At 64.8% G+C, this 24,579-nt stretch carries 23 protein-coding genes and 1 pseudogene; 12 read left to right on the top strand and 12 right to left on the bottom strand.

What is annotated here, in order from left to right:
- Positions 1–168 precede the first annotated feature (168 nt).
- Both ACNFCI_RS02805 and nfuA read left to right on the top strand, forming a co-directional pair.
- Positions 169–1,203 (top strand): acyltransferase family protein, encoded by a 1,035-nt coding sequence (locus ACNFCI_RS02805; RefSeq protein WP_368829277.1) that lies wholly within the window; start codon positions 169–171, stop codon positions 1,201–1,203.
- A 58-nt stretch (positions 1,204–1,261) separates the two neighbouring features.
- Positions 1,262–1,846: a Fe-S biogenesis protein NfuA gene (gene nfuA / locus ACNFCI_RS02800; protein WP_043206916.1), complete on the top strand. Its 585-nt coding sequence runs from the start codon at positions 1,262–1,264 to the stop codon at positions 1,844–1,846.
- Between the two features lie 149 nt (positions 1,847–1,995).
- Here nfuA and nudE read toward each other — a convergent pair whose 3' ends face one another.
- The 3 genes from nudE to ACNFCI_RS02785 form a co-directional block, all read right to left on the bottom strand.
- Complete coding sequence (gene nudE, locus ACNFCI_RS02795; protein WP_084858824.1) at positions 1,996–2,547, bottom strand: ADP compounds hydrolase NudE; 552 nt, start codon at positions 2,545–2,547, stop codon at positions 1,996–1,998.
- A gap of 94 nt (positions 2,548–2,641) precedes the next feature.
- Positions 2,642–3,769, bottom strand: a complete 1,128-nt coding sequence (locus ACNFCI_RS02790; RefSeq protein WP_084858823.1) for a helix-turn-helix transcriptional regulator — start codon at positions 3,767–3,769, stop codon at positions 2,642–2,644.
- Between the two features lie 139 nt (positions 3,770–3,908).
- Positions 3,909–4,952, bottom strand: coding sequence for a Rieske 2Fe-2S domain-containing protein (locus ACNFCI_RS02785; protein WP_368829276.1), 1,044 nt, complete (start codon positions 4,950–4,952; stop codon positions 3,909–3,911).
- A 187-nt stretch (positions 4,953–5,139) separates the two neighbouring features.
- On the opposite strand from ACNFCI_RS02785, the gene ACNFCI_RS02780 reads away from it, so the two are divergent.
- The 3 genes from ACNFCI_RS02780 (at position 5,140) to ACNFCI_RS02770 (ending at position 7,149) form a co-directional block, all read left to right on the top strand.
- Positions 5,140–5,970 (top strand): SDR family NAD(P)-dependent oxidoreductase, encoded by an 831-nt coding sequence (locus ACNFCI_RS02780; protein ID WP_084858910.1) that lies wholly within the window; start codon positions 5,140–5,142, stop codon positions 5,968–5,970.
- A complete protein-coding gene (locus ACNFCI_RS02775) occupies positions 5,957–6,883 on the top strand; it encodes an alpha/beta hydrolase (protein WP_368829275.1) in 927 nt (308 codons plus the stop codon). Before ACNFCI_RS02780 ends, ACNFCI_RS02775 begins: the two co-directional genes overlap by 14 nt.
- A 92-nt stretch (positions 6,884–6,975) precedes the next feature.
- On the top strand, positions 6,976–7,149 hold the full coding sequence (locus ACNFCI_RS02770) for a hypothetical protein (protein ID WP_172403065.1): 174 nt from the start codon (positions 6,976–6,978) through the stop codon (positions 7,147–7,149).
- Positions 7,150–7,153: 4 nt separating this feature from the next.
- Here the strand turns inward: ACNFCI_RS02770 and ACNFCI_RS02765 are convergent, their stop codons facing one another.
- Positions 7,154–7,744, bottom strand: a complete 591-nt coding sequence (locus ACNFCI_RS02765) for a TetR/AcrR family transcriptional regulator (RefSeq protein ID WP_084858820.1) — start codon at positions 7,742–7,744, stop codon at positions 7,154–7,156.
- Between the two features lie 164 nt (positions 7,745–7,908).
- Here ACNFCI_RS02765 and ACNFCI_RS02760 point away from each other — a divergent pair, with 164 nt between their 5' ends.
- Complete coding sequence (locus ACNFCI_RS02760) at positions 7,909–9,666, top strand: FAD-dependent oxidoreductase (protein WP_368829274.1); 1,758 nt, start codon at positions 7,909–7,911, stop codon at positions 9,664–9,666.
- Positions 9,667–10,019: 353 nt separating this feature from the next.
- On the opposite strand, the gene ACNFCI_RS02755 is transcribed toward ACNFCI_RS02760, so the two are convergent.
- Complete coding sequence (locus ACNFCI_RS02755; protein WP_368829273.1) at positions 10,020–10,247, bottom strand: SDR family oxidoreductase; 228 nt, start codon at positions 10,245–10,247, stop codon at positions 10,020–10,022.
- Between the two features lie 109 nt (positions 10,248–10,356).
- Here ACNFCI_RS02755 and ACNFCI_RS02750 point away from each other — a divergent pair, with 109 nt between their 5' ends.
- Entirely contained in the window at positions 10,357–11,103 is a 747-nt protein-coding gene (locus ACNFCI_RS02750; RefSeq protein WP_084858817.1) for a hypothetical protein, read from the top strand.
- Positions 11,104–11,139: 36 nt separating this feature from the next.
- Here the strand turns inward: ACNFCI_RS02750 and ACNFCI_RS02745 are convergent, their stop codons facing one another.
- Together ACNFCI_RS02745 and ACNFCI_RS02740 are read right to left on the bottom strand one after the other, a co-directional pair.
- Positions 11,140–12,048, bottom strand: a complete 909-nt coding sequence (locus tag ACNFCI_RS02745; RefSeq protein ID WP_368829272.1) for a LysR family transcriptional regulator — start codon at positions 12,046–12,048, stop codon at positions 11,140–11,142.
- A 53-nt stretch (positions 12,049–12,101) separates the two neighbouring features.
- Positions 12,102–13,553 (bottom strand): PLP-dependent aminotransferase family protein, encoded by a 1,452-nt coding sequence (locus ACNFCI_RS02740; RefSeq protein WP_368829271.1) that lies wholly within the window; start codon positions 13,551–13,553, stop codon positions 12,102–12,104.
- A 485-nt stretch (positions 13,554–14,038) separates the two neighbouring features.
- On the opposite strand from ACNFCI_RS02740, the gene ACNFCI_RS02735 reads away from it, so the two are divergent.
- Positions 14,039–15,448 (top strand): amino acid permease, encoded by a 1,410-nt coding sequence (locus ACNFCI_RS02735; RefSeq protein ID WP_084858814.1) that lies wholly within the window; start codon positions 14,039–14,041, stop codon positions 15,446–15,448.
- A 51-nt stretch (positions 15,449–15,499) separates the two neighbouring features.
- Here the strand turns inward: ACNFCI_RS02735 and ACNFCI_RS02730 are convergent, their stop codons facing one another.
- Both ACNFCI_RS02730 and ACNFCI_RS02725 read right to left on the bottom strand, forming a co-directional pair.
- Positions 15,500–16,240 carry a FecR family protein gene (locus tag ACNFCI_RS02730; protein ID WP_368829270.1) on the bottom strand — a complete coding sequence of 247 codons (741 nt, stop codon included), beginning with the start codon at positions 16,238–16,240 and terminating at the stop codon, positions 15,500–15,502.
- Positions 16,241–16,325: 85 nt separating this feature from the next.
- Positions 16,326–17,012, bottom strand: a complete 687-nt coding sequence (locus ACNFCI_RS02725; protein ID WP_084858812.1) for a GNAT family N-acetyltransferase — start codon at positions 17,010–17,012, stop codon at positions 16,326–16,328.
- Positions 17,013–17,203: 191 nt separating this feature from the next.
- Between ACNFCI_RS02725 and ACNFCI_RS02720 the strand changes: the two genes are divergently transcribed.
- Entirely contained in the window at positions 17,204–17,473 is a 270-nt protein-coding gene (locus tag ACNFCI_RS02720) for a hypothetical protein (RefSeq protein WP_084858811.1), read from the top strand.
- A 222-nt stretch (positions 17,474–17,695) separates the two neighbouring features.
- Positions 17,696–18,631: a 5'-nucleotidase gene (locus ACNFCI_RS02715; RefSeq protein ID WP_084858810.1), complete on the top strand. Its 936-nt coding sequence runs from the start codon at positions 17,696–17,698 to the stop codon at positions 18,629–18,631.
- A gap of 126 nt (positions 18,632–18,757) precedes the next feature.
- Here ACNFCI_RS02715 and ACNFCI_RS02710 read toward each other — a convergent pair whose 3' ends face one another.
- From ACNFCI_RS02710 to ACNFCI_RS02700, 3 genes are all read right to left on the bottom strand, one after another.
- Complete coding sequence (locus ACNFCI_RS02710) at positions 18,758–19,399, bottom strand: TIGR04211 family SH3 domain-containing protein (RefSeq protein WP_084858809.1); 642 nt, start codon at positions 19,397–19,399, stop codon at positions 18,758–18,760.
- 303 nt (positions 19,400–19,702) lie between these two features.
- Entirely contained in the window at positions 19,703–21,076 is a 1,374-nt protein-coding gene (gene ppnN / locus ACNFCI_RS02705) for a nucleotide 5'-monophosphate nucleosidase PpnN (RefSeq protein ID WP_084858808.1), read from the bottom strand.
- Between the two features lie 88 nt (positions 21,077–21,164).
- Complete coding sequence (locus tag ACNFCI_RS02700; protein WP_368829269.1) at positions 21,165–22,226, bottom strand: YeiH family protein; 1,062 nt, start codon at positions 22,224–22,226, stop codon at positions 21,165–21,167.
- A 111-nt stretch (positions 22,227–22,337) separates the two neighbouring features.
- On the opposite strand from ACNFCI_RS02700, the gene ACNFCI_RS02695 reads away from it, so the two are divergent.
- Both ACNFCI_RS02695 and ACNFCI_RS02690 read left to right on the top strand, forming a co-directional pair.
- Positions 22,338–23,216 carry a LysR family transcriptional regulator gene (locus ACNFCI_RS02695; RefSeq protein WP_368829268.1) on the top strand — a complete coding sequence of 293 codons (879 nt, stop codon included), beginning with the start codon at positions 22,338–22,340 and terminating at the stop codon, positions 23,214–23,216.
- Positions 23,217–23,418: 202 nt separating this feature from the next.
- Positions 23,419–24,579 (top strand): annotated as a pseudogene (locus ACNFCI_RS02690) (RHS repeat protein); the annotation flags it as partial.

Raw genomic sequence — 24,579 nt, 5'->3', positions numbered from 1 at the left:
GGGTGGTTCCGGATGCAAATGGGGCTGCGTTGCAGCCCATCGCGGGACAAGCCCGCTCCTACAGGGATCGCCACAAACCTTGTGGGAGCGGGCTTGTCCCGCGATCGAGCGCGAAGCGCTCGCCTACCTGCACCGGGCCTCAATGCACCGAAAACCGCAGGAACCGACATGCTGTATTCGCTTCAGGCTCTCCGGGCGTTCGCCGCCTGGGTGGTTGTGTGCCACCACTTCATGCAGATCTTCTTCGACTTCCATGCCACCGGCCCCATCGGCCAACTGCTTGCCGACCGGGGCGCTGTTGGCGTGGACATCTTCTTCGTCATCAGTGGCCTGGTGATCTATCTCTCGACCCGCGACAAACCCATGGCGCCCGGGCAGTTCCTGCTCAACCGGGTATTGCGCATCGTGCCAGCCTACTGGTTCTACACGCTGCTCATGGGCGCGCTGATGCTGGTGGCCAGCCGCTGGATGCCGCACCAGGTGTTCGATTGGCAGCACCTGCTGCTGTCATTGCTGTTCATACCGGCCGAGAACCCCGGCGGCTACGGCTTGTACCCGACCCTCAACGTCGGTTGGACACTGAATTTCGAGATGTTCTTCTACCTGCTGTTCGGCCTGGCCTTCCTGGTGCGTCGGCGCCACCACCTGTTGCTCGTCACTGGCGCACTGTTGTTGGTCAGCGAGGTGCTGGGGCGGGTCGGGGTGCTCAGCCGCTTCTACAACAACGGCATCATCTATGAGTTCCTGCTGGGTATCGGCATCGGCGTGCTGTATCGCCGGGGCCTGGTGCGCGAAGGGCTGTGGCTGCCACTGCTGGTGCTTGGCCTGGCCGGCTTGGCCCTCTATCACCTGGATGCCTCGGTACGCTTGCTGCACTGGGGCCTGCCCAGCGCGCTGGTGGTGCTGGCCTTCGTCGCGCTCGAGCCGTACTTCCACGGCAACCAGGCACTCAAGGCCCTGGGCGACTGCTCCTATTCGGTGTACCTGATGCATGTGCTGGTGCTGTATGGCGGCTGGTTCGCCAGCCAACGCCTGGGCCTGGACCCCTACGGCGTGTTCGCCGCCTGTGTGCTGTCCATTGGACTAATGTCGTGGCTCAGCTACCAGTGGCTCGAACGTGGCCTGCACCGGCGCCTGCAGGCCTGGCTGCAGGCGCGCGGGGAGCAACGGCAGGCGTTCGCGCTTTCCCGAGTCAAATACTAGGACTTTGTTCGAAGGCCAGGTTGGCGTACACTTGGCCGCAAGTCTGTGAGGAACTTCCATGAGCGCTATAACCATTACCGACGCCGCCCATGATTACCTGGCCGATCTGCTCTCCAAGCAGAACACCCCGGGTATCGGCATTCGTATTTTCATCACCCAGCCGGGTACCCAGTACGCCGAAACCTGCATCGCCTACTGCAAGCCGGGCGAAGAGAAGCCCGATGATACCGCCGTCGGCCTGAAGAGCTTCACCGCCTACATCGACGCGGTCAGCGAGCCGTTCCTCGAGGACGCGCTGGTCGACTACGCCACCGACCGCATGGGCGGCCAGCTGACCATCAAAGCGCCGAACGCCAAGGTGCCGATGGTCAACGAGGACAGCCCGCTCAACGAGCGCATCAACTACTACCTGCAGACCGAGATCAACCCGGGCCTGGCCAGCCACGGCGGTGCTGTGAGCCTGGTGGACGTGGTCGACGACGGCATCGCCGTGCTGCAGTTCGGTGGTGGTTGCCAGGGCTGCGGCCAGGCCGACGTCACCCTCAAGGACGGTATCGAGCGCACCCTGCTCGAGCGTATTCCGGAGCTCAAGGGCGTGCGCGACGTGACCGACCACAGCAACAAGGAAAACGCGTACTACTGATCCTGTTCGCCGGTCAACAGCCTGGGGCTGCTGTGCAGCCCTTTCGCGGCGCAAGGCCGCTCCTACAGAAGCTGCGCCGCGCCAGGGCTGGACAGGTTTTTTGATATTGTGGGAGCGGGCTTGTCCCGCGATGGGGACTGGCGCCGCTATCAGGTACGCTGCGCAAGCGCGCCCATGGCCATGAACAGCGCGGCGATGGCCCGGGCTTCATGCAGTTCGCCACGCGCCACCAAGGCAGGGACCTCGGCCAAGGGCACTGTCACGCATTCCAAGGGCTCAGGCTCGTCACCCCCATCATTGCTGCAGGGGCTGAGCTGTTCGGCCAGTACCACCCGGCAGCGGTGGCACAGATGCCCAGGCGCCAGGGTCAGCTCGCCCAGCTCGGTCAGGCGGGTGGCACGCAGGCCCACTTCTTCCCCCAATTCCCGCTGCGCCGCATCCAGGTAGCTTTCCCCCGTGTCGGCTCCGCCCTTGGGCAGGCCGAGGATGGTTCCTTCCACACCCACGGCGTATTCACGAACCATCAGCACATGCGCAGGATCAGGCATGACCACCAGCAGCACCGAGCGGTAGCCGGTGCCGCGCAAGCGCTCGTACACCCGGCGCTGCCCATTGCTGAACTGCAGGTGCAGGGCTTCGATCTGGAAATGGCTGCTTTCGGCCAGCAGTTCGGTCTTGAGAATGGTAGGGCTCTGGCGCATGGCGGGGCCTCTGCAAACGGTAGGCGTCAGCGCTACTGTGCGCCGCCTGCCGGCGCCTGCCATCGTCCGAGCGGACGATGGCAGCCACACGGCGTCAGCCGAGAGTGGCGACGCTGCGCAGGATCAAGCGCACGAGCATGGTCTGGCGGGTGACGCCGGTCTTGGAGAAGGTCGAGCGCAGGTGCGCCCGTGAGGTGTTGCGGCTGATGCCCAACTCCTCGGAGGCTTCGTCCAGGGTCAGGCCGTTGGCCAACAGCATGGCCAGCTGGGTTTCGGCAGGGGTGAAGTCGAACAGCGCGCGGACGATTTCCTGGGGCGCCGAGGATTGCTGCTCCGGGTCACTGATGAAGATCACCACCGTCGGGCACTGCTTGCCTTCGCTCCATGCGGCCAGGGGCACCGAACGCACGATGATGCCGAGGTCTGCGCGCCCGGACGGGCGCTTGACGCGCATGGCCTCGACCACCGAGGGCTGGTTGCCTTTCTGGGAGAGCATGGCCTGGCGCACCAGGCGGCGAAACTCCTGGGTGTCGCGAGCGCTGCCGACCTGCAGGCCGTCATTGACCTGCTTGATCCCGTCCTTCTCCTGCAGCAGCCGTTCGGCCACCTGGTTGGTCTGCAGAACCTTGCCGGTCTCGTCGAGAATGATGGTGCCCACGGCCATCTGGTCGACGGCACCGGCATACAGGTTGCGTTCGGTTTCGATGCGGTTGAGCTGCATATGCACCTTGACCGAACGTTCCAGGTGCGGGATGAAACGCGCCAGCAAATGCTTCTCCGTGTCGACGAAGGCTGGGTCGTCGCGCCCGCGGCTGATGCGCAGGCGGCATTGGGCGCCGTCGCTGGTATTGATGTCCACGCCCAGGATATGGAACACGTCCACCGGCTCCAGGAAGTTGCGGAAGAACTCCGACTGCTTGAGCTCGGCATCCGGCAGGTAGTCGGCCAGGGCGACCACCTCGCGGTTGGGCAGGCCGACGAACGGGTCCAGGGCGTAAAAATGCTTGTTGTAGGAGGTGGTGGCTTCCGTGGACGTGCCGTTGGTGCTGACCATCAGGCCATCGACCTGGCTGCTGGGCGGGCGCAGGATGAACGTCACGTGCTTGCTGTGCAGAAGGCTGTTGAGCTGCGTGAGGAAGGTCACCCAGGGGATGTTCTCCAAGGGGCCCTGGTAGAGCTGGCCGACCAGCTCGCTGAAGTCTTCGAGCGTGAGACTCTGCATGGGTGGGTACCGATTTTCTTGTTATTAGCATTGGCGTCGGCGAGCATAAACGGCGTCCTTGTCCGCGCGCAATGTCATGTTGCAAGGCCCGGCCAACGGTCGGAATCGACTGTGCCGGGCTGTGCCAGGGGTGTCGCTGTCAGGCGCGCTCGCCGCTGCGTACCACGAACTGTTTGCTGTCACGGGTGTCCGCGGCCAGCAGTTCGACATCGGTATAGAACTGCTCGTACCAGCGGCGCAGCTGGTACACCGGGCCGTCGCCGTCGCACAGCAGTGGGTTGTCGACGCGGGTCTTGGTGTGCCAGATGGCCACGTCCTCATAGAACGCCGCCTGGGCCTGTTGCACATAAGCCTTGGCGATGGCCTGGTTCTCTTCCTCGCTCAGCCCCGGGATCTTCTTCACCAGCACGCCATAACGCAGGGTGAAGCTGTTCAGGTCGATCGGCACATGGCAGTTGAGGAGGATCGAATGGATCGGCTGGCCGCCCATGGCGCCGGTCATCTCGGTGATCTGGTAGGCCGGGCCATAGTAGGTGGCCACGGTGTTCAACTCGCTGTCGCCAGACAGGCGCTCGCTGCGTGCACGCATGATCTGGGACGCGGTGTGGTCCTCGAAGACGTTGCTGAATTCATCGACCGGCGCGCCATGCACGGTGCCGAAGTGCGCCATGTCGGCCACGTTGTCGATCAGCTCGCGGCAGTTGGTGTCGATCTTCAGCTCGGCGATTTCCCAGTGCGCCCAGGCTTCGTCGTAGCAGGCATCGATGCGCGGGATGGCCTGTTCGGCGATCGGCGGGTTGCCTTGCGGGTCGTTCCAGACGAACAACAGGTGGTTCTGCTCCATGATCGGCCAGCGCTTGATCTTGGCCCGTGGCGGGATGCGCTTGGCGTAGGGGATGTCGTCGCACACGCCCTCGGCGTTCCAGCGCCAGCTGTGGAAGGGGCAGCGGATGGCGTTGCCTTCGATGCAGCCGGTGCTCAGGTCGGCGCCCATGTGCGGGCAATAGCCGTCGAGGATGTTCAGTTGGCCGTCCTCGCCCTGGAAGGCCACCAGGCGGGTGCCGAACACGTCCAGGCGATGGGCCTTGCCATCGCGGTACTGGGCGGCCAGGCCCAGGCAGTGCCAACCGCGCGCGTAGCGGTCCTCCAGCAGTTTGGCTTCGATACGGTGCAGCGTGCTCATGTTGTTGTTCTCCGTGCTGTGTAGGGGCCGCCGACTGTTTCGCGCCATTGCGGTCACTGGCGACATGTCTGGCTGTACCAAGTCGATTCTGCCGCCCATGGCGTAGCGGTCATCGTCTGAACGGACGATGGCTGGCGTCGGCCGGGCCGATCTACTGGCAGCCATCAGCCACGGGCAGGAGAACAAGATGGCGGGACAGGTAGCAGTGATCACCGGCGCGGCCAGCGGTATCGGCCGGGGCCTGGCCGAGCATGCGGCGCAGCTGGGCCTGCGCCTGGTGCTGGCGGATGTCGATGAGCGCAGCCTCGTGGCCTTGGCCGCATCGCTGCAGGGACAAGGGGCTGACGTGCTGGCCTGCGTCACCGACGTGGGCGATGCCGAACAGGTCGCGCGGTTGCGCGACGCGGCGGTGGCGCGCTTCGGCGGCGTCGACCTGTTGTTCAATAACGCCGGCGTGATGCAGACCGGCTACAGCTGGGAAATCGACGCTGCGCAGTGGCAGCGCATGCTCGACATCAACCTGCGCGGGGTGATCAACGGCGTGCGCTGTTTCGTGCCGCTGCTGCTGGCCCAGGGGCGCCCGGCCCATGTGATCAACACCGCCTCGCTGGCCGGCCTGATCAGCAGCCCGATGCTCGGCCCCTACAACGTGACCAAGCAAGCGGTGGTGGCGTTGTCCGAGACCTTGCACTACGAGCTGCTGCAACTGGGGGCGCCGGTGTCGGTCTCGGTGCTGTGTCCGGGGCCGGTGGCCAGCGCCATCATGGCCTCGGATTCGGCAGGCGAGGGCCCTGCGGCATCGCTGAACGCCATGCTCGACTCCAGCATCCGCGCCGGCATGGCGCCGCGTGAGCTGGCCGCCCTGGTGTTCGAGGCGATCGCCCAGCAGCGTTTCTGGATTCTCCCACACAAGGACTTCAAGCCCGCCCTGGAACTGCGCCTGCGCAGCATCCTCGAGGAAACCAACCCAGTTTTTGCCATGGTCGATGTACAAGGAGAGACCCATGCCGCTCGATAGCCAGCTTGCCGCCGTGCTCCAGGGCTTCACCGCCCAGGGTGAGCCCGACTACGCCAGCCTCGACGCCCGTCAGTATCGCCTGCATGCCGACAACCTGATGCCGCCGTTGCCGGGGGCCGACATGGCGGAGGTCCGCGAGCTGCAGGTCGCAGGTGCCGCAGGCATGCTGGCGGCACGCCTGTATCGGCCGGTGGCGCGGGACGGCTTGCCGCTGCTGGTGTTTTTCCATGGCGGGGGCTTTGTCATCGGCAACCTGGATACCCACGACAACCTGTGTCGTACCCTGGCCCTGGAAACCAGCGCTGTGGTGGTGTCGGTGGCGTATCGCCTGGCACCGGAGGCACGCTTTCCGGCAGCCCCGGAGGACTGCTACGCCGCGACGCGCTGGCTGGTGGAACATGCCCAGGACCTTGGCGTGGATGGCAGCCGCGTGGCGCTCGCCGGTGACAGCGCCGGGGGCAACCTGGCCATCGCGGTCAGCCGTCTTGCCCGTGAGCGACGAGGGCCGGCCATCCGTCATCAGTGCTTGTTCTACCCGGTCACGGACGCCGCCTGCGACAGCCCTTCCTATGCCGACTTCGCCGAAGGCTACCTGCTGTCCCGGGCCATGATGGGCTGGTTCTGGGCGCAGTACCTGGAGCATCCCGGGCAGGGCGACGACCCCCTGGCTTCGCCCCTGCGCGATGAATACCTGCAAGGGCTGCCGCCCACCACCTTGCTGACCGCCGAGTACGACCCCTTGCGCGATGAAGGCGAGGCCTTCGCCGAGCGCCTGCAGGCCGCAGGTGTGGCGGTGCGCCTGGCGCGTTGCGAGGGCATGGTGCATGGGTTCGTCAGCATGGCGCCGTTCGTCGAGGCGGCGGCCCGTGCCTTGCAGGGCGCCTGCGCCGATCTCCGCCGGGCATTGTACTGAGCGTTGTCGCCTCGTCCGTTTGGACGAGGCGGGCGGCGCGCGGCAATTCTAGTCTGGCTTCACACGTCCCCCTCCTGCGTAGAGGAATGGCCATGAAAACAACAACAAGATGCTGCCTGACCCTGATCGTGTGTGCCTTCGCTGCCATCTATGTGGCTGCGTTGACACGCCCCCTGCCCATGCCATTGAGCGTGGCCTATTACTGCCAGCCCAACTTCCAGCCCTGCTACATGCCGGTGCCCAGCGCCATGCGCCTGCTGCCCTGAGCGCTCAGGCGGCGAGGTGGAGCAGCAGGCGCACCTGGTTGCGGATCTGCGCTTCTTCGGCGGGTACCAGGCAATAGGCCAGGCATAGCCGGCTCACCAGGGCAACGCAGTCGGCCAGGCTGGCAGCACCGCCGTGGCCGGCGGCACAGGCCTCGAACGGTCCGGCCAGCACCTGCTGCCACAGCGGCGCGATGTCCTCGAGGATGTAGGCGAATACCTCGGGGCTGGCCGCCTTGGCCAGGTAGCCCTGGTGAAAACCACCCCGATGCTGGTCGCGGTAGCGCACGGCGAAGCACAGGCATTCCTCCAGGTAGCGCTCGAAGTTGTCTTCGAAGGCGCTCAATTGCTGCTGCATGGCGCTGAAGAACGCGGCGTTCTCGCTGCTGATCACGGCCTGGACCAGCTCGTGCTTGTTTGCGAAGTAACGGTACAGCGTGCGCCGGGAAATATTCGCGCGGCGGGCCACGTCATCGATGGCGAAGCCGTCTGGGCCCAGTTCGATCATCGCAGCCAGTGCGCATTCCAGGATCTGCTGGCGCCCTTGCTCGGCGCTGTCCATGCGGCTGGCGTCACCCCAGCGCAGTTGTCGGGTCATGGCGACACACCTTCATCTGTTCTCGATCGACCGCGATTGTCGCAGCAAATGGCACGGCTGCAAATTTTTGTGACATGCAATGACTCAAATTGTAAATGATGTGACATAGTGGTTTTCCATGGAATGCCATGCGGCCCTGTGGCCGCCAACGGGGAGGTGCATCGATGAACAATGACAACACCCATGCCGTGCACTGGGATGCCGTGTACGACGTGGTCGTGGTCGGCTCTGGGGCCGGAGCCATGACCGCGGCGCTACGGGCCCATGACCAGGGCCTGTCGGTACTGATGGTGGAAAAGGCGGCTGAGTACGGGGGCACCACGGCGATTTCCGGCGGGGGTATCTGGATCCCGTGCAACGACCAGATCGAAGGGCTCGGCGGCAGCGACTCACGGGAAGAAGCCCAAGCCTACTTGCGTGCGACTGTAGGTGAGGATTACGACCCAGCGCGGATGGAGGCCTACCTGGAGCAGGGGCCGAGGATGGTCGGCTACCTGGCCGCCCAGGCCCAGACCTACTTCCGTGCAGTGCCGCGCTACCCTGATTACTACCCCGAGCTCGAGGGCGGCAAGCCTGGCTATCGCACCATGGAGCCGGCCAGCTTCGATGCGGCGCGCCTGGGCGAGGAATTCCAACGCCTGCGTGCGCCGTCGCCCGCGACCTTGATCGCCGGGCGCATTGCCATGACCCAGGTGGAGGCCCATACCATCCTGGCCAAGGAACCCGGCTGGCTCTGGCTCACCGCGCGCCTGGGCCTTGGCTACATGGCCGACCTGCGTTGGCGCCGGCGCACGCCCCGGGATCGACGCCTGACCCTGGGCAACGCCTTGGTCGCCAGCCTGCGTGTGGCGATGCTGGCGCGGGGTATCGAGTTGTGGTTGCAGACGCCGATGCGCGCCTTGCACAGCCATGACGGCAAGGTCAGCGGCGTGCTGGTCGAACGCCAGGGCAGGCCGCTGAATGTGCGGGCCGCATTCGGCGTCATCCTGGGGTGCGGTGGTTTCGAGGCCAACCAGTTGATGCGTGAGCAGTACCTGCCCGGCCCGACCCGTGCCGAATGGACTGCGGCACCGCCGATCAACAATGGCGACGGGATCCGCGCGGGCCTGGAGCAGGGCGCCGGAGTGGCGTTGATGAGCCATACCTGGGGCGCACCCACCGTGCACGTGCCGGGCGAGGAGAAGCAGCGCGCGCTGTTCGTCGAGCGGGCATTCCCCCGCTGCATCATGGTCAACGGCAACGGCCGGCGGTTCGTCAACGAGGCCGCGCCCTATCCGGATATCATCTACGCGATGTACACCGACCAGCAGCTCAGCGGGGCCAATGTGCCGGCGTGGCTGATCTTCGATGCCGAATACCGCAAGCGCTACCCTTGCGGCGTGCTATTGCCTGGCTCGGTACAGCCGGACAGCAAGATCCCCGAGGGCTGGCTGGACAAAGTGATCTACCGCGCCGACAGCCTGGCGGCATTGGCGGGCAAGATCGGGGTGGATGCCGCGGGGTTGGAGCAGAGCGTCCGCCGCCTCAACCAGCAGGCCGCCCAGGGTGTCGACGAGGACTTCGGCAAGGGCGCCAGCCTGTTCGACCGTTACTACGGCGACAGCAACTGCAAGCCCAACCCTTGCCTGGGGCCGCTGGAGCGGGCGCCTTACTATGCGCTGCGTATCGATGCCGGAGAACTGGGCACCAAGGGGGGGCTGTGCACCGATGCCGATGCTCGCGTGCTGCGCCCTGACGGCTCGGTGATCGAGGGTCTGTACGCTATCGGCAACACCAGTGCGGCACTGATGGGCAAGACCTACCCAGGCCCAGGCTCGACCATCGGCCCGGCCATGACCTTCGGCTACATCGCGGCGAACCACCTGGCGCGCCAGGTACCCATCGAACAGCCCGACATACTGACCGAGGGCGCCGTGCGTTGACCCAATCGCGGGGCAAGCCCGCTCCCACAGGCATCGCGCAGTGTGCCTGCGCAGCGCCACACCTGTGGGAGATTCTATGGTGCTGGACAAGCTCAAAGTGGCTTCGATTGGTTTAATACTTCTCGGCCGTGCCAATACGGCCCAGGCTCCGCTTGCTTGGTAGGAGCTGGCGACAGCCTGCGATGGGCCGCAAAGCGGCCCCTTGAGTCTGAAGAGGCTCCACCGTTCGGGGCTTGGGGCTGCTTTGCAGCCCATCGCAGGCTGTCGCCAGCTCCCACCGAAGACTTGCGGAGTCCCTGTGGGAGCGGGCTTGTCCCGCGATCGGCGCCGCCCTTGCCAGGCGCCTCTGTAGGTCAACCGAACGTGGTCCCCGCCAGCATGCCGCCGTCGATGATGAACTCCGAGCCCGTGCAATAGCTGGACTCGTCGCTGGCCAGGAACAGCACCAGGTTGGCGACTTCTTCCGGCTGGCCGATACGCGGGATCGGCAAGCCCTTGTAGACCTGCGCCGGGTCGAAGTCGGCCATTTCCGGCGGTCGCGCCATCACGGTGTCGATTCCTCCCGGGGGCACCGAATTCATTGTGGTCCGGTGCACCAGGAGTCCCTTGCGCTTGCTACAGCCGGTCGTTCTTGGCACCCTTTGCCGGCCAATTCATGTCGCCAACACAGCGAAAGAAGGAACCGCCAAGGTGAGCTGGGAAAAAGTCGGGAAGGCCCTCGTGGGCGTGCTGGTCGTCGCGACCTCGGTCGCGGCGCTTTATGCGCTGCTCAAGGACGACGCTGGTCTGGAGGCGCGCCTGACCTACGCCTACCTGACCTACCCCAGCCAGTTCAGCGAACGCATCAGTACAACCAATGACCTGCTCAAGTACGAACGCCTGCACGAGCAGGTGAGCGCCATCGGCAAGGGGGCGCTCAGCCACCAACAGGTCGACAAGCTCGTCGAGCTGGCCCAGGCGCCTTACCTGCAGTTGTTCGCCAAGCCTTTTGAAGCAGGCTTGGTGGACCATCGCACCGGGCTGCTCATCGAATTGCGCAACAAGGGCCAAACCCCATTGAAGAAGGTGCAGATCCGCCTGCCGGCCAAGGGGCTGGTGCAGATTCGCGACGATGCCGGTAACGATACCATCGTCCAGGCACCGACCAGCGTGATCGAGATCGACGCCATCAGGCGCGAGGGGGCGAGCAAGGTGTGGGTCTATTTTGACTCGGACTATTCACTGATCCGTCAGGGCGGGATCAGCATCCGCCATGACGGCGGCGCGGCCGATGTGCAGATCTACCGGGAGTTCGTCGGCTTTCCGGCCTGGGCCGGGCGCTATGGCCGGGAACTGGTAGCAGCACTGGCCGTGCTGGTCGTGGCCGTGCTCGGGCTGGGGGCGGTGTGCTTCCGGCAGCGGCGCAGGGCCTGCGGCGATGGGCTTGCCCGCCGGTAGGCCAACGGTTCTCCTGCTGGCCTCGCAAGGCGGGCGTTACTGCAGGCTTGCCTGCAGCGCCTCGATGAAGGTTTCTTCTGCGCGGCTCATGCGCTGCTCACGGTTCCACAGCAGGTGGATGTCCACATCGGCGATGCCCTCCAGCGGCGGCAGCTTCCACAGCAGCCCCGCCTCCACATCCGGGGCTACCACATGCTCGGGCAGGCAGCCGATACCAAACCCTGCGATCACCAGGCGGCGCACTTCTTCGAGGCTTGGCGAGGAGGCGATGACGCGCCCGGCGAAGCCCTGTTGATCGCGGAAGATGGTCAGCGGCGAGAGCATGCCGCCGATCTGGTCGCTGCTGAAGCTGACGAAGCTTTCTTGCTGCAGATCGCCCTCCAACTGGCCGAACAGCCGGTGGTGCTTGCCGCAGAAGAAGGCGTAGCGCTGGCGATGGAACAGCCGCTGCTCCAGGCGTGGCTGCGGGCGCCGGTTCAGGCTCAGGCCGGCGGTGGCGGTCTTCTCCTGCAGGGCCGCGACGATGTCGGCGCTGCGCATCACCTCGATCTCGAGCTCGACCCGGGGATATTGGTGGTGGAACCGAGCCAGGCATTCGTCGAAGCGGGCATCGACCACGCGGCTGACCATCAGCAGGCGCACCTTGCCCACCAGCTCGGTGGCCGGTTGTTCCAGCAGGCTGCCGATCTGCGCCATCTGGCCATATATCTCGCCGGCCAGCTGGAACAGTTGCTCGCCTACCTCAGTGAGCACGAAGCGCGGCCCGCGGCGGGCGATGAGCTGGCGCCCGAGCTGCTCCTCGAGGCGCTTGAGCGCCTGGCTCACGGCAGGCTGGGTCAGGTGCAGGCGCGCGGCGGCGCGGCTGATGGACAGCTCTTGCCCGATCACGCGGAAAGTGCGCAGCAGGTTCCAATCGAGGCGGTCGGTGAGCAGGCGGTCGGACATGGCGAAGGATAAGTGGGGCTAATGGTAGAAAGGGTAACCAGAAAGCGGGTCGATCATGGCTCAGGGCTGACAGTCGGCGCCTGGGCCCCGCCTCGGCGTACATGCTTGACCAACACCTTCTCCAGCAGCGCCCACATCGCAGGGTCGGTACTGAATGCCACATTGAAGCGCATCCAGCCCGTGGCCTGGGTATCGACCATGAACAGCTGCCCGGGGCCCAGCATGATGCCTTGCTCCAGGGCATCGTCCAGCAGCGCGGCACTGTCAGGCAGGGCAGGGTGGCGGGTCCAGATGTACATGCCTTCGTCCGACTCGATGAACAACTCGAAGCCCAACCGGTGCAGATGGCGGCCCACGTCCTGGTGCGCCTGCGCCAGGCGCTGGCGCAGGCGCTTGAGGTGCTTGCGCCAGCGGCCATCGATGATGGCCGCATACACCACGCGCTCCATCACCTGCGAGGTGGTGAGCCCCGAACGCATCTTCAGGTGCAGCAATTGCTGCATCAGGTCGGCGTTGGCCAGCAGGTAGCCGACCCGTACGTTGGGTGAAATGCTCTTGGAATAACTGCCGACGTAAACGACCTGTTGCAGTGGGTCGAGGCTGGCCAGGCACGGCTGTGGCTCGGCGATCATGTCGGCGTAGAGGTTGTTTTCCACCAAGCGGAAGTTGTGCCGCGTGGCCAGTTGCAACAGGCGATGCAGTTGCGCCAGCGGTGTGCGCGAACACGTCGGGCTGTGCAGGTGGGGCTGGGTGAAGAAGACCGTGGGCCGGTGATGGGCCAGCAGGCGCTCCAGCAGGTCCAGGTCGTACCCACTCGGGGTTCGTGGCACACCCATCAAGGTAGCGCCCTGGGTGCGCAGGATGCTCATCAGGTTGGGATAGCCGGGGTCATCCACCAGCACCACATCCCCTGGGCGTACCAGGGTACGCACGGCCAGGTCCAAGGCCTGGCTGGCGCCATGGGTCAGCATCAACTGCGCCGGATTGGCGACGATCGACAGTTCCTGTTGCAGGTTCTGTGCGGTCAGGGCACGCAGCTCCGGCAGGCCCATCGGGTCGCCGTAGCCGGAAAGCTCCAGCGGGCTGCCGGCCACCTGGCGCAGGCCGCGGCGCAGCCCGTCCTCGTACATCCAGTCGTTGGGCAGCCAGCCGCAGCCAGGCTTGAACGGCAGTTGGCGGGTTTCGAAGATCTGTTGCAGGTACCACTCGGAATTGAACGTCGGCCGAGTGGTGCCAAGCGCTTGGCCCTGGGTGTCCAGCAGCTCGCCCGCCGCACGATTGACGAAGAACCCCGCATTGCCGCGGCTGACCAGCAGGCCTTGGGCGACCAGGCGATCATAGGCCTCGACCACGGTGAAGGTGCTCACCGAATAGGTCGCGGCAAAGGCGCGGATCGATGGGACCTTGGCGCCGGGCTTGAGGGTCTGGTTGTCGATCAGCTCGCGCAACCCGTCGATGATCTGGTTGACCAGCGGGGTGGACGAGTCCGGATGTAGCTGGAGCATTGGGGTGCCTTCAGGTGTGCGTATCGCAAGGTGGCGCGTGCGGTCGATTCGCGTGGCGAACCAACCGTTCAGCTCCCCGGCGTCGGCAAGGTGTCGCAGGTGTATTGCATTGGCGGCCTGTACAGTGCAGTGCGTTTTTCATGCCACTGTGCATGGCTCTGTGTGCCAGACATTTTTACATTACGTGTCAGATATCGCCACAGCATACCTGTCAGCGTCATGCACAATCATAAATTCGCTGCTTTACCGTCGAGGTCCGCCTCGCACCTTCATTGCGGCGCGCCGAGCCGCCGAAGCCCGGCCGGCATACCGTTCAGTTCGTCCGCAGGTTTGCCTCCGGACGCGTAAGCAGGCCGCCACGGAAGGCCTGCGTGTGCCTGGCGCACACCTCCTGCCCGCTTGAGTACTGATGTCAGGTGAGACCGATAGCCATCGGGGTTTCACAGTTTTTCCTTGGATAAAAAGAAGCACGGGGTACATAACTGATGGACGCAACATCCACATCCACCACTGCGAAAGGCGAGCACGAGAGCAAGCTCAGCGCCTCGCTCAAGTCGCGTCACCTGACGATGATGTCGATCGCCGGGGTCATCGGCGGCGCCTTGTTCGTCGGCTCCGGCAGCGTGATCCACAGCGCTGGCCCCGCCGCGGTCCTGGCGTACCTGGCCGGTGGCATCCTGGTGGTGCTGATCATGCGCATGCTGGGTGAGATGGCGACTTCCTCGCCGGATACCGGCTCGTTCTCCACCTACGCCGACCGCGCCATCGGGCGCTGGGCCGGTTTCACCATCGGCTGGCTGTACTGGTGGTACTGGGTCATCCTCATGGCCTGGGAAGCGTACGTGGCGGGCAAGATCCTGCATGGCTGGTTCCCGGGTGTCAGCGTCAACGTGTTCGTGCTGGCCACGACACTGCTGCTGATCACGGTCAACTTCTTCAACGTCAAGCACTATGGCGAGTTCGAGTTCTGGTTCGCCTTGATCAAGGTGGTGGCCATCGTCTGCTTCCTGATCGTGTGCACCGCGGCGGTATTCAATGTCTGGCAATTCGGTGAGGTGCGTGGCATCAGCCACCTGACGGCCGAAGGTTTCATGCCCAATGGCATCACCACGGTGATCGGCGCGCTGCTGGGGGTGATGTTCGCCTTCCTCGGTGCCGAGATCGTCACCATCGCTGCCTCGGAATCCAAGGACCCCTCCACCCAGATCGTCAAGGCCACCAACTCGGTGGTGTGGCGTGTATGCCTGTTCTACGTAGGCTCGATCTTCCTGATCGTCTGCCTGGTGCCATGGAACGACCCGCACCTGGGCGAGTCCGGCTATGGCGCCTACCGTCGTACCCTGGAGCTGCTGGGTGTGCCATACGCCGAGCTGCTGATGAACTTCGTGGTGCTGACCTCGGTAAGCAGTTGCCTGATCTCCGGCCACTACACCGCGTCGCGCATGTTGTTCTCCCTGGGCCAGCGTGGCGACGCACCTTCGTTCTTCAAGATCACCCGGGCCGGCACCGGTGTGCCTGTGTACGCGATCATGGGGTCGTGCGCGGTAGCGATCTTCTGCGCCCTGATCAATTTCAGCGAAACCCTGCGCCCGAAGGATGTGCTGGAAACGCTGATGAACACCACCGGCATGATCGCCCTGTTGGTGTACCTGGTGATCGCCTTCTCGCAGTTGCGCATGCGTCGCAAGCTGCAGGCCGAAGGCAAGGAGATCCGCCTACAGATGTGGCTGTTCCCTTGGCTGACCTACCTGGTGATCGCCTTCATCGTGGTCTGCCTGGTGGTGATGGCGTTCATGCCTGACTACCAGATCCTGGTGATCTCCACGGGTATCGCGGCTGCTATCGTGGTGGCCATGGGCGTGGTCCACCAGATCCGTACCAGCAAGCGCCACTGAGGCGTCCTGTAGCACAACGCGGCCGGCTCCCCTTGGGGACCCGGCCGCGTTTCATTTCTGCCTGTCGACCTTGCTGACCACGGTGAGCCAGCGGGTAAAGCGATGCACGCTGATCGGCAGGTCGGCTTGCAGGTCGGCCAGGGCCTGGTCGCTGTCGTCCTGGGGGAGGTCGTAGGGAACGCGTAGGCCTTGCAGGGTCTCCCGGTCGAACAGCAGCACGCCCTGGCGATGGCGGGCCAGGCGCTCGAGGGTAGTGACCAGGGGCTGGCCAGCCGCTGGTAGGCGCTGCAGGTGCCAGGCCGCTTGCAGCATGCCGGTGTCCACCACCTCCAGCGTGCCGGGCTCGCCCGCGCTGAAGCGCAGTTGCTGGCCACGGCTCAGCGACAGGTGCCGCCCGGCTCCTAGTAGTTCGACCCTGCCATGCAGCACGCTGACCTGGGTGGCGTTGCCCAGGTGCTCGATGATCAGGCGGGCATCCAGTGGGCGCAAGGTACCTTCGGGTGTGCCGACCCGGAACGGGCGCGGGTCGCCTGGGGCCACCTCCAGCAACACCTGGCCAGCGAGCAGTTGCAGGTGGCGCTGCTGGGCATCGAACTCCACATCCACCGAGGAGCTGGCATCCAGGGTCAGCAGGCTGCCGTCTTCCAGCTGGCGGGTGAGGCGGTGCTGGCTGTCGGTGGACAGGTCAGCCAGCTCGAAGCCTTGGCCCATCCAGGGCGAGGCAAGCAATGCACAGGCCGCGACCAGGGCGAGAATGGCCAGGGGCAGGGCGAGGCGGGGGAGCAGGTTCATAGGCGGTGGGGCGCATCTTCCTTGGAGGGTCACCTAAGGATAGACGCTGAGACCCATTTACCGGGGCTGTATGGCAAGTCGCGATTCAATGCACCGTTTGGCGTTGCTTCACACAGGCCTGTGCCTGCAAGGCCAGAGCATCCAGGCGTTCATCGCGCTGTTTTTCCGCATCGAGCATGGCCTCGTCGCCGTGCTGCTTGACCAGGTAGGCGTGGATCTGCCGTACCTCGGTGGTGCGGTAGATCGGTGCGATGTCCAGGCGGCCGACCAAGGCGCCGCTGGCCTGCCCGGTACTGCTCATCAATACCTGGGAGCCCGCGGCGGCGACGACCTGCAGGCCCATCGCCTCGAACCAAGGCACCTGGCCTGCGAAGGCATTGAGCTCGACACAGGCGTGGCGTGCCTGGATGTCGGCCAACAGCGCACGGGCGATGCCTTGGCGGCGATGGCTGGGCTGCACGGCGAGGAAGGTCAGGACACACGCCTGGTCATTGTCCTGGGCGGGCAGGGCCAGGGCGAAACCGAGCAACTGGTCCGGCGCTTCGGCATCCAGGGCGAGGGTCAACTCCACCGCCAGGCCGCGTGTGCCGTCCAGCGCCTGCAGGTATTGGTGCACTTCCAGGCCGACGCCGTACTGGTACAGCGGATACAACGGGTTGTCCGCGGTGATGGCCACGCTGCTCAGCTCGCCGACATGATCGATCACCAGTTGACGGATCTGGTTCTGGAAGGATTCGGGGGGCACGCCGTCGAGACGGCTGAGGATGAACATCGGGCAAGCTCCAGCTAGGGTCGAATCGTGCCGCGCCGCACAGCGCGGGGTGCACAGTCTAACCCAGGCCGGCGTGCATCCGCGCGCGATCCTGGCGTCTGGCCGAATCCTCGTGGACGGCTATGCTTTTCGCTGCGTCGAGCCGTCCAGGCGCTTGCCAGAAGTCCGGTTTTTCCAAAGGAGAAGGCTCCATGAAATCCATGACACTGCTGATGATCGCGACTGTCTTGAGCGTTGCCGCCCACGCCGAATCCGGCCCCGAAACCAACTGCGCCGCCAAGATCAAGGAACTTGAGGACATCCACAGGACCGATGGCCAGGCCTTGCATGGCGGCATGGCCCAGGACTACCAGAAACTGCTCACCCAGGCCAAGGATGCCCAGGCCGCCGGCGATATGATCAAATGCCAGGCTTCGGCCGACCGCGCCAAGACCATCTACAACAAGGCGCGAGGCAGATAGCGCATCCTTCTGGTTTCGCCACCCCTCACTCGTGCTGTGCACGTGCGGGGTGGGCGAAGCCGGGCGCCAGGGCGTTCCGGTATGGCCCTGGTCTCGGGTAAGCTTTGCGCTACAGCGATAGCTCCAAGAGATTGCGCATGCCCCAGACTACCCTTGCCCTTGATTGCCTGCTCGAGCAACGCCAGGTCGAAGACTGGGCCCCACGTCTGGAAGGAGCCGCCCGTGGCCTATGATGTGGATGATCGGCTGGTGGTCGGCGTGGCGTCCAGCGCGGTTTTCGACCTCAGCGAGTCCGACGCCGTGTTCCGCCGCGAGGGCGAGGCGCAGTACCGCAAGTACCAGGAGCAGCACCTGCACACGCCCTTGGGCAAGGGCATCGCCTATCCCTTCATCAAGCGCCTGTTGGCGCTCAATGACTTGCGCGAAGACCCCAACGACCCGTTGGTCGAGGTGGTATTGCTGTCGCAGAACGACCCGGACACCGGCCTGCGGGTGATGAAGACCATCGAGCATTACGGTCTGAACATGACCCGGGCGATCTTCATGCAGGGGCGGTCGCCTTATGAATATATCCCGGCGCTGAACATCGCCCTGTTCCTCTCTGCCGACAAGAAACATGTGGATGCTGCGATCCAGGCTGGCTACCCGGCTGGCCAGGTGCTCGATTCGCAGTTCGACGATGACGAAAGCGATGACAGCCTGCGCATCGCCTTCGACTTCGATGGCGTGCTGGCCGGTGACGAGTCGGAAGCCGTGATGCAGCGCGATGGCCTGGTGGGCTTTCATGCCCACGAGGTGACCAATGTCACCCAGCCCCACAACCCAGGGCCGCTCAAGGAATTCTTCGTGCGGATCGCGAGGATCCAGGCGATCGAAGAGCAGTACAAGCTCAAGCATGAGGGCTACGAGAACCGCCTGCGGGTCTCCATTGTCACCGCCCGCAACGCGCCATCCCACGAGCGCGCCCTCAACACGCTCAAGAGCTGGGGCGTGATGGCCAACGATGCATTCTTCCTGGGCGGCATCGAAAAGCGCCGGGTGCTGCAGGTGCTCAAGCCGCACATCTTCTTCGACGACCAGTCCGGGCACCTGAAGGGTACCCGCACCGTGGTGCCTTCGGTGCACATCCCGTTCGGCGTCACCAACCAGACCGGGTAGGCGGCGGGCTGCACTCTGTGGGCGCAGGCTTGCCTTGCGAACACCGGCCGAGCCGGTGCTCCAGCGAGTCGAATGGTTCGCGGGTAAACCCGCTCCCACAGATGTGGTATGGCCCGCGGGGAGGCCTTAGAACCAGCGGTCGTTGCGTTTGCGTCCGCGGGTCAAGGCCGGCAGGATCAGGCCGGCGAGCAGGCCAGCACCGGCGATGCTGCCGCCGTACACCATGTAGCGCATCATCACCTGCTTGTTCTCGTCACCCAGGCGTGCCTGGGTATCGCGCAGGGACGACTGGGCCTGGTCGAGCTGTTCGTTGAGCGACTTGTTGCGCGCTTCCAGCTCGTCGATCAGTGCCTTGCGCGAGTCGAGGGTTTCCTGCATGCCTTGCACGCGGTTCTTCCAGCTGTCATCGATGGTCTTGAGCTGGTCGGACAGCTGCGCCACCTTGGCATCCAGTGCCGGCAGGCGCTCGGCCTGGCCGGGTACCGACTGCAGGTCGCTGGTGAGGATCCACACCAGGTCGCCGTTCTGGCCTCGCACCTGGCTGTAGTTGCCCTGGGTGTCGACCAGAGTGACCTTCTGCCCGGCCTTGACCGAGCCGACGATGCGGTGGCCGTTGGTCGGGCCGCTGCGCACATAGGTGCTCAGGCTGTCGCTGACCCAGCGCGCGTCGCTGGCCGGTTCTTCGGCATGTACGGGGCCGGCGAGGGCAACCAGGGCGGCGGCGAACAGGGTGGCAAGGGCAGGGGAGGCAGGGCGGAAGTCGGGCATGGTGGTCTTCGCTGAAACAGGACAAAAGAAGGCCCGGTGACTGGGCCGATGAACCGGTCGGTGGTTTGACCGTCAGCGAAAGACCGTTTTTATCGAAGCAGGTTCACTGCTTGGTGTAGGAAATGTCTGCAGGATGTTGCGGCGGGGGGACCGAAGGGTTGCCGGTTCCGGCCCTATCGCCGGCAAGCCGGCTCCCACCCGCCCTGCGCTGCCTTCTCAAGCAGCGCTTGCCTGTGGGAGCCGGCTTGCCTGCGATGCAAGAAGGCAGTCAGGCGAGGCTGCCCCTATGAATGGCCTAAGGCCTCAGGTCACGACCTGATAGCACGGCACATACGCCGCCCCACCCGGCAACTTCATCCGGTGCTGGTCGACGAACGCTTGCAGCAATCGGCCCAGCGGATCCAGCACGGCGCTGTCACCGCGGATCTGGTACGGCCCGTGTTCCTCGATCAGGCGAATGCCCTTGTCCTTGACGTTGCCCGCCACCACCCCGGAAAACGCCCGGCGCAGGTTGGCCGCCAGCTCATGGGGTGGCAGCTCCCGGCGCAGGTCCAGGTTGGCCATGTTTTCGTGGGTCGGGTCGAACGGGCGCTGGAAGCCCTCTTCGATCTTGAGCAGCCAGTTGAAGTGGAAGGCGTCATTGCGTTCGCGCCGGAACTGCTTGACCGCCATGAGCCCCTCGACCATGTGCCGGGCGACCTCGGCCGGGTCGTCGATGATGATCTTGTAGTGGCGCTGGGCTGTTTCGCCCAGGGTAGCGCCGACGAAGGCGTGCAGCTGTTGCAGGTAGGCCTCGGCGCTGCGTGGGCCGGTGAGGATGACCGGGAAGGGCAGGTCCTGGTTGTCTGGGTGCATGAGGATACCCAGCAGGTACAGGAATTCCTCGGCGGTACCCGCGCCGCCGGGGAAGATGATGATGCCGTGGCCGACCCGCACGAAGGCCTCCAGGCGCTTCTCGATGTCCGGCAGGATCACCAGTTCGTTGACGATCGGGTTGGGCGCCTCGGCGGCGATGATGCCCGGCTCGGTCAGGCCCAGGTAGCGGCTGCCATGCATGCGCTGCTTGGCGTGGGCGATGGTCGCACCTTTCATCGGGCCTTTCATCACGCCCGGGCCGCAACCGGTGCAGACGTCCAGCTTGCGCAGGCCCAGCTCGTGGCCGACCTTCTTGGTGTACTGGTATTCCTCGCTGCTGATCGAGTGGCCACCCCAGCACACCACCATCTTCGGCTCGACGCCTGGGCGCAGGGTGCGGGCGTTGCGCAGCAGGTGGAAGACATAGTCGGTGATGCCCTGGGAACTCTCCAGGTCGATACGCTGGCTGGCCAGCTCGCTTTCGGTGTAGACGATGTCGCGCAGGGCGCTGAAGAGCATCTCGCGGGTGCTGGCGATCATCTCGCCATCGACGAAGGCGTCGGCGGGGGCGTTGAGCAGCTCCAGGCGCACGCCACGGTCTTGCTGGTGGATGCGTACCTCGAAGTCCTGGTAGGCCTCGAGGATGGTCTTGGCATTGTCGACATGGGCGCCGGTGTTGAGAATGGCCAGGGCGCACTGGCGGAACAGGGTGTACAGACTGCCGGTACCGACTTCGCTCAGTTGCTGGACTTCACGTTGCGACAGCGTCTCCAGGCTGCCTTTGGGGCTGACGGATGCGTTGATGACATTGCGTTGGGGCATCTAAGTCTTTCCTGTGCGTGTAAAACTCCTACTTGGATACCACCATACCGACAAATGTGCGCGGCAACGAGGGGGGCACCGAAAAAGCCTAGCCAAGCAGACGTTGCACACCCAGGGTGATCGCCAGGCCGCCGCCGATCAGCCAGAGGTTCAGCAGCGCCCCGGTGAGCAAGGCGCGTGGGCCTGCCTGGCGGATCTGGCTGAGGCGAGTTTCCATGCCCAGGGCCGTCATGGCCATGGTCAGGGCGAAGGTGTCCAGGCTGTTGATCGAGGTGACCAGCGGCGCAGGCAGTACCTGCAACGAGTTGATCAGCACCAGCAGCAGGAAACCGAAGGCGAACCAGGGCACTGCGATACGACCGCCACCCTGGGCCTGGCCTGGTTTGCGCGAGCGGCTGATCCACACGCCGACCACCAGCAGCACCGGCACCAGCAGCAGGACCCGGGTCATCTTGACGATGGTGGCGATATGGGTGGCTTGTGGGCTCACGTTGCTGGCCGCACCTACGACCTGGGCCACCTCATGCAGGGTGCCACCGAAGAACAGGCCCACGCCCAGGGTGTCGAGCGGTACCCAGCCGGCGTTCACTATCAGCGGATAGAGGAACATCGACAGCGTACCGAACAGCACCACGCTGCCCACGGCCATGGCGGCCTTGTGCGGTTGCGAGCGCAGCGCCGACTCGAACGCCAGCACTGCCGCCGCGCCGCAGATCGCGCTGCCGGCGGCTGTGAGCAGGGCGGTGTCGCGGTCCAGCTTCATTACCTTTATGCCGACCCACAGGCCGACCAGCAGCGTGCTGACGACCACCAACAACGAGACGGTGAGCCCCGACCAGCCCACCTGGACGATTTCCTGCAGGCTGACGCGCAGGCCGAAGAAGGCCACCGCCAGGCGCAACAGGTTGCGCGCGGAAAAGTTCACGCCGGCCGCCCAGCTCGCCGGCAGGCCGTGGCGCAAGGCATTGCCATACACGGCACCCGTGACGATACCGACAATGAGTGGGCTGATGCCCAGCCCGGCGATGGCGGGCAAGGCTGCCACCTGGGTGACCGCGAAGGCGAACAGCGCAACGAACAGGATGCCATTGAGCCGCCCACGGGTGGAGTGGGTGGGCTCAAGAGCCGGGGTGGCAGGGGCCGTGGCCATGGTAGGACCTCCGAACGGTGACGAGATGAGGTCTACGTTAATTCAGTTATAAGCTTATAAAAAATCGTACTTTGAGATGCAAAGTATCCGTTTAGCTGATATTTTTGCGAAATGACCCCTGAGCAACTGATAACATTCGCCACGGTTGCCGAACACGGCAACATCAGCCATGCCGCGAACGCACTGCATTTGTCCCAGCCGGCCGTCTCGGGCCAGCTCAAGCTGTTGCAGGAAGCCTTCGGCGAGCCGTTGTACCAACGCGCGGGCCGTGGCGTACGCCTGACCGCAGCTGGTGAACAGTTGCTTGGGCATGCCGAGCGCCTGCGCGACACCTTCCGCCAGGCCCAGGCCCTGCGTGATGCCATGCGCGGCCTTGAGCGCGGCACGTTGCGCATTGGTGCGAGCACCACGCCGGCCAGCTACCTGCTGCCATACCTGCTCGCGGACTTCCATGGGCGCTACCCGGATGTGGTGGTCACCACCACCAATGGCAACACCTCGGAAATCGTTGCGGCGCTGGAAACCCTCGACATTGCCCTGATCGAAGGCCCCCCTGGCCAGGAGCTGGCGTTGGGCACCGAAGTCACGGCCTGGCGCGAAGATGAGATCGTCGCCATCGTCCCGAGCAACCACCCCTTGGCGAGCGCTGGCCAGACGCAACCGCTCGACGTGCTGGGGGCTTACCCAGTGGTGCTGCGCGAAAGCGGTTCGGGTGTGCGGCAATTGGTGGAGCGCGCCTTCGCCCGCGAGGGCGTGGCGATGCGCGTGGCGCTGGAGATCGCCGGGGTGGAGGGGGTGAAGGAGGCGGTCAGGGCGGGGATGGGTATCGGCTTTGTGTCTGCGATGTCGATCCGTCATGAAGACAATGCCCTGCACCGCCTGGGCATCGCGCCACAACCCCTGACACGCCATTTCTCGATCCTGATGCCCCATGCCGCGACACCTTCGCGGGCGGCGGCGCGGTTCATGGCGCTGTGCTTGGGCCGATAGGGGCTCATGGCCGGCATACGCGGGTCTTGCAGATGCGGGCTGGTCCCGGAGCCCAACGCTACCTCGGATGTCTTCTCTCTTTGCGGTATCTATAGCCAAGCCTTGCACAATGCTTGGGTGGCCTCCTATCAGGAATGCCTGTACGTGTGCAGTACGGGTGTGGGCGATGATCGAGGATTGGCATTCAGTCCTGGAGAACTTCATGGATACATCGCTTTTCAGTTGCACGCCTACGGTCAAGGTCTTCGATAACCGCGGCTTGACCGTTCGAGATATCGAGTTCCACCGCCATCCCGACTCACCGAGAACGACGGACAGGCGCCTCACCCATCATCAACACGATGCGCGCAGTTTCCTTGTGCAGAGCGCTGACCCATGGCTGCATGCCCGTGGATTGGCGAATTTCACTTACTGGACGGATCTTGCCGGTACCGCATTGCGCACCCGCAGTGTCGATGCGGGCACTTCGATAACCCTCAGGGATGTCGCCGGGCGCCCTTTCATGGAGGTGGCCCAGGTTGCTACCGACGAAGACGGTAGCGACGACCTGAGCCTCGCAGTCACCCGTACCTGGCAGTACGAGGCCCCGTCCCAGGCCGGCCGACCGCTGGGCGTGACGGAGCAGGTGGCCGACAGCGAGGCGCGGATTGCCGAGCGGTTCGTCTGGGCACCGGTTACGCAACAGGCACGGGACCATAATCTGCTCGGGCAGGTGACCCGCCATTACGACCCGGCCGGGCTGTTGAAAACGACCAGCATCAGCCTGAGCGGTGTGCCGAGCTCAACGACCCGGCAGCTGCTCAAGGATGCCGACCATCCTGATATCGTCGCCGACTGGCAGGGCGAAGAGGCGGCGGAATGGGATACTCGACTGGCCCCCGAGACCTATACGACCCAGACCACGGCAGACGCCACGGGCGCGATGCTGACGACCCTGGATGCCGCAGGCAACCTGCAACGGGTGGCCTACGACGTGACCGGCCAGCTCAGTGGCAGTTGGCTGACGATCGCGGGCAAGGCCGAGCAGGCGATCGTCCAGTCCGTAAGTTATTCCGCCGCCGGGCAGAAGCTGCGCGAGGTGCATGGCAACGGTGTGGTGACCACCTACATCTACGAGCCCGACACCCAGCGCCTGTCGTCGATCAAGACCGAGCGCCAGGGCACTGGCGCGAAGGTGCTGCAGGATCTGCGCTATGCCTACGACCCGGTGGGCAACGTGCTGAAGATCCGCAACGACGCCGAGGCCACCCAGTTCTGGCGCAACCAGAAAGTGGTGCCGGAAAACACCTACAGCTACGACAGCCTCTACCAACTGGCCAGTGCCACGGGCCGCGAAATGGCCAACGCCGGCCAACCAGGCGGC

It is taken from the genome of Pseudomonas sp. NY15356 (assembly GCF_048068175.1).
Lineage (GTDB): Bacteria > Pseudomonadota > Gammaproteobacteria > Pseudomonadales > Pseudomonadaceae > Aquipseudomonas > Aquipseudomonas putida_K.
The sequence above is the reverse complement of the archived record's forward strand: the minus strand, read 5'-3'. Positions and strand labels throughout refer to the sequence as shown.

What these genes read in the sequence shown, in the direction of transcription:
- ACNFCI_RS02735 (WP_084858814.1), top strand. Translation starts at nt 14,039, where the DNA reads ATGGACGCAACATCCACATCCACCACTGCGAAAGGCGAGCACGAGAGC.
- ACNFCI_RS02805 (WP_368829277.1), top strand. Translation starts at nt 169, where the DNA reads ATGCTGTATTCGCTTCAGGCTCTCCGGGCGTTCGCCGCCTGGGTGGTT.
- ACNFCI_RS02755 (WP_368829273.1), bottom strand. Translation starts at nt 10,247, where the DNA reads ATGAATTCGGTGCCCCCGGGAGGAATCGACACCGTGATGGCGCGACCG.
- ACNFCI_RS02770 (WP_172403065.1), top strand. Translation starts at nt 6,976, where the DNA reads ATGAAAACAACAACAAGATGCTGCCTGACCCTGATCGTGTGTGCCTTC.
- ACNFCI_RS02695 (WP_368829268.1), top strand. Translation starts at nt 22,338, where the DNA reads ATGACCCCTGAGCAACTGATAACATTCGCCACGGTTGCCGAACACGGC.
- ACNFCI_RS02790 (WP_084858823.1), bottom strand. Translation starts at nt 3,769, where the DNA reads ATGCAGAGTCTCACGCTCGAAGACTTCAGCGAGCTGGTCGGCCAGCTC.
- ACNFCI_RS02730 (WP_368829270.1), bottom strand. Translation starts at nt 16,240, where the DNA reads ATGAACCTGCTCCCCCGCCTCGCCCTGCCCCTGGCCATTCTCGCCCTG.
- ACNFCI_RS02745 (WP_368829272.1), bottom strand. Translation starts at nt 12,048, where the DNA reads ATGTCCGACCGCCTGCTCACCGACCGCCTCGATTGGAACCTGCTGCGC.
- ACNFCI_RS02740 (WP_368829271.1), bottom strand. Translation starts at nt 13,553, where the DNA reads ATGCTCCAGCTACATCCGGACTCGTCCACCCCGCTGGTCAACCAGATC.
- ACNFCI_RS02765 (WP_084858820.1), bottom strand. Translation starts at nt 7,744, where the DNA reads ATGACCCGACAACTGCGCTGGGGTGACGCCAGCCGCATGGACAGCGCC.
- ACNFCI_RS02700 (WP_368829269.1), bottom strand. Translation starts at nt 22,226, where the DNA reads ATGGCCACGGCCCCTGCCACCCCGGCTCTTGAGCCCACCCACTCCACC.
- ACNFCI_RS02720 (WP_084858811.1), top strand. Translation starts at nt 17,204, where the DNA reads ATGAAATCCATGACACTGCTGATGATCGCGACTGTCTTGAGCGTTGCC.
- ACNFCI_RS02760 (WP_368829274.1), top strand. Translation starts at nt 7,909, where the DNA reads ATGAACAATGACAACACCCATGCCGTGCACTGGGATGCCGTGTACGAC.
- ACNFCI_RS02780 (WP_084858910.1), top strand. Translation starts at nt 5,140, where the DNA reads ATGGCGGGACAGGTAGCAGTGATCACCGGCGCGGCCAGCGGTATCGGC.
- nfuA (WP_043206916.1), top strand. Translation starts at nt 1,262, where the DNA reads ATGAGCGCTATAACCATTACCGACGCCGCCCATGATTACCTGGCCGAT.
- ACNFCI_RS02785 (WP_368829276.1), bottom strand. Translation starts at nt 4,952, where the DNA reads ATGAGCACGCTGCACCGTATCGAAGCCAAACTGCTGGAGGACCGCTAC.
- ACNFCI_RS02725 (WP_084858812.1), bottom strand. Translation starts at nt 17,012, where the DNA reads ATGTTCATCCTCAGCCGTCTCGACGGCGTGCCCCCCGAATCCTTCCAG.
- nudE (WP_084858824.1), bottom strand. Translation starts at nt 2,547, where the DNA reads ATGCGCCAGAGCCCTACCATTCTCAAGACCGAACTGCTGGCCGAAAGC.
- ppnN (WP_084858808.1), bottom strand. Translation starts at nt 21,076, where the DNA reads ATGCCCCAACGCAATGTCATCAACGCATCCGTCAGCCCCAAAGGCAGC.
- ACNFCI_RS02775 (WP_368829275.1), top strand. Translation starts at nt 5,957, where the DNA reads ATGCCGCTCGATAGCCAGCTTGCCGCCGTGCTCCAGGGCTTCACCGCC.
- ACNFCI_RS02710 (WP_084858809.1), bottom strand. Translation starts at nt 19,399, where the DNA reads ATGCCCGACTTCCGCCCTGCCTCCCCTGCCCTTGCCACCCTGTTCGCC.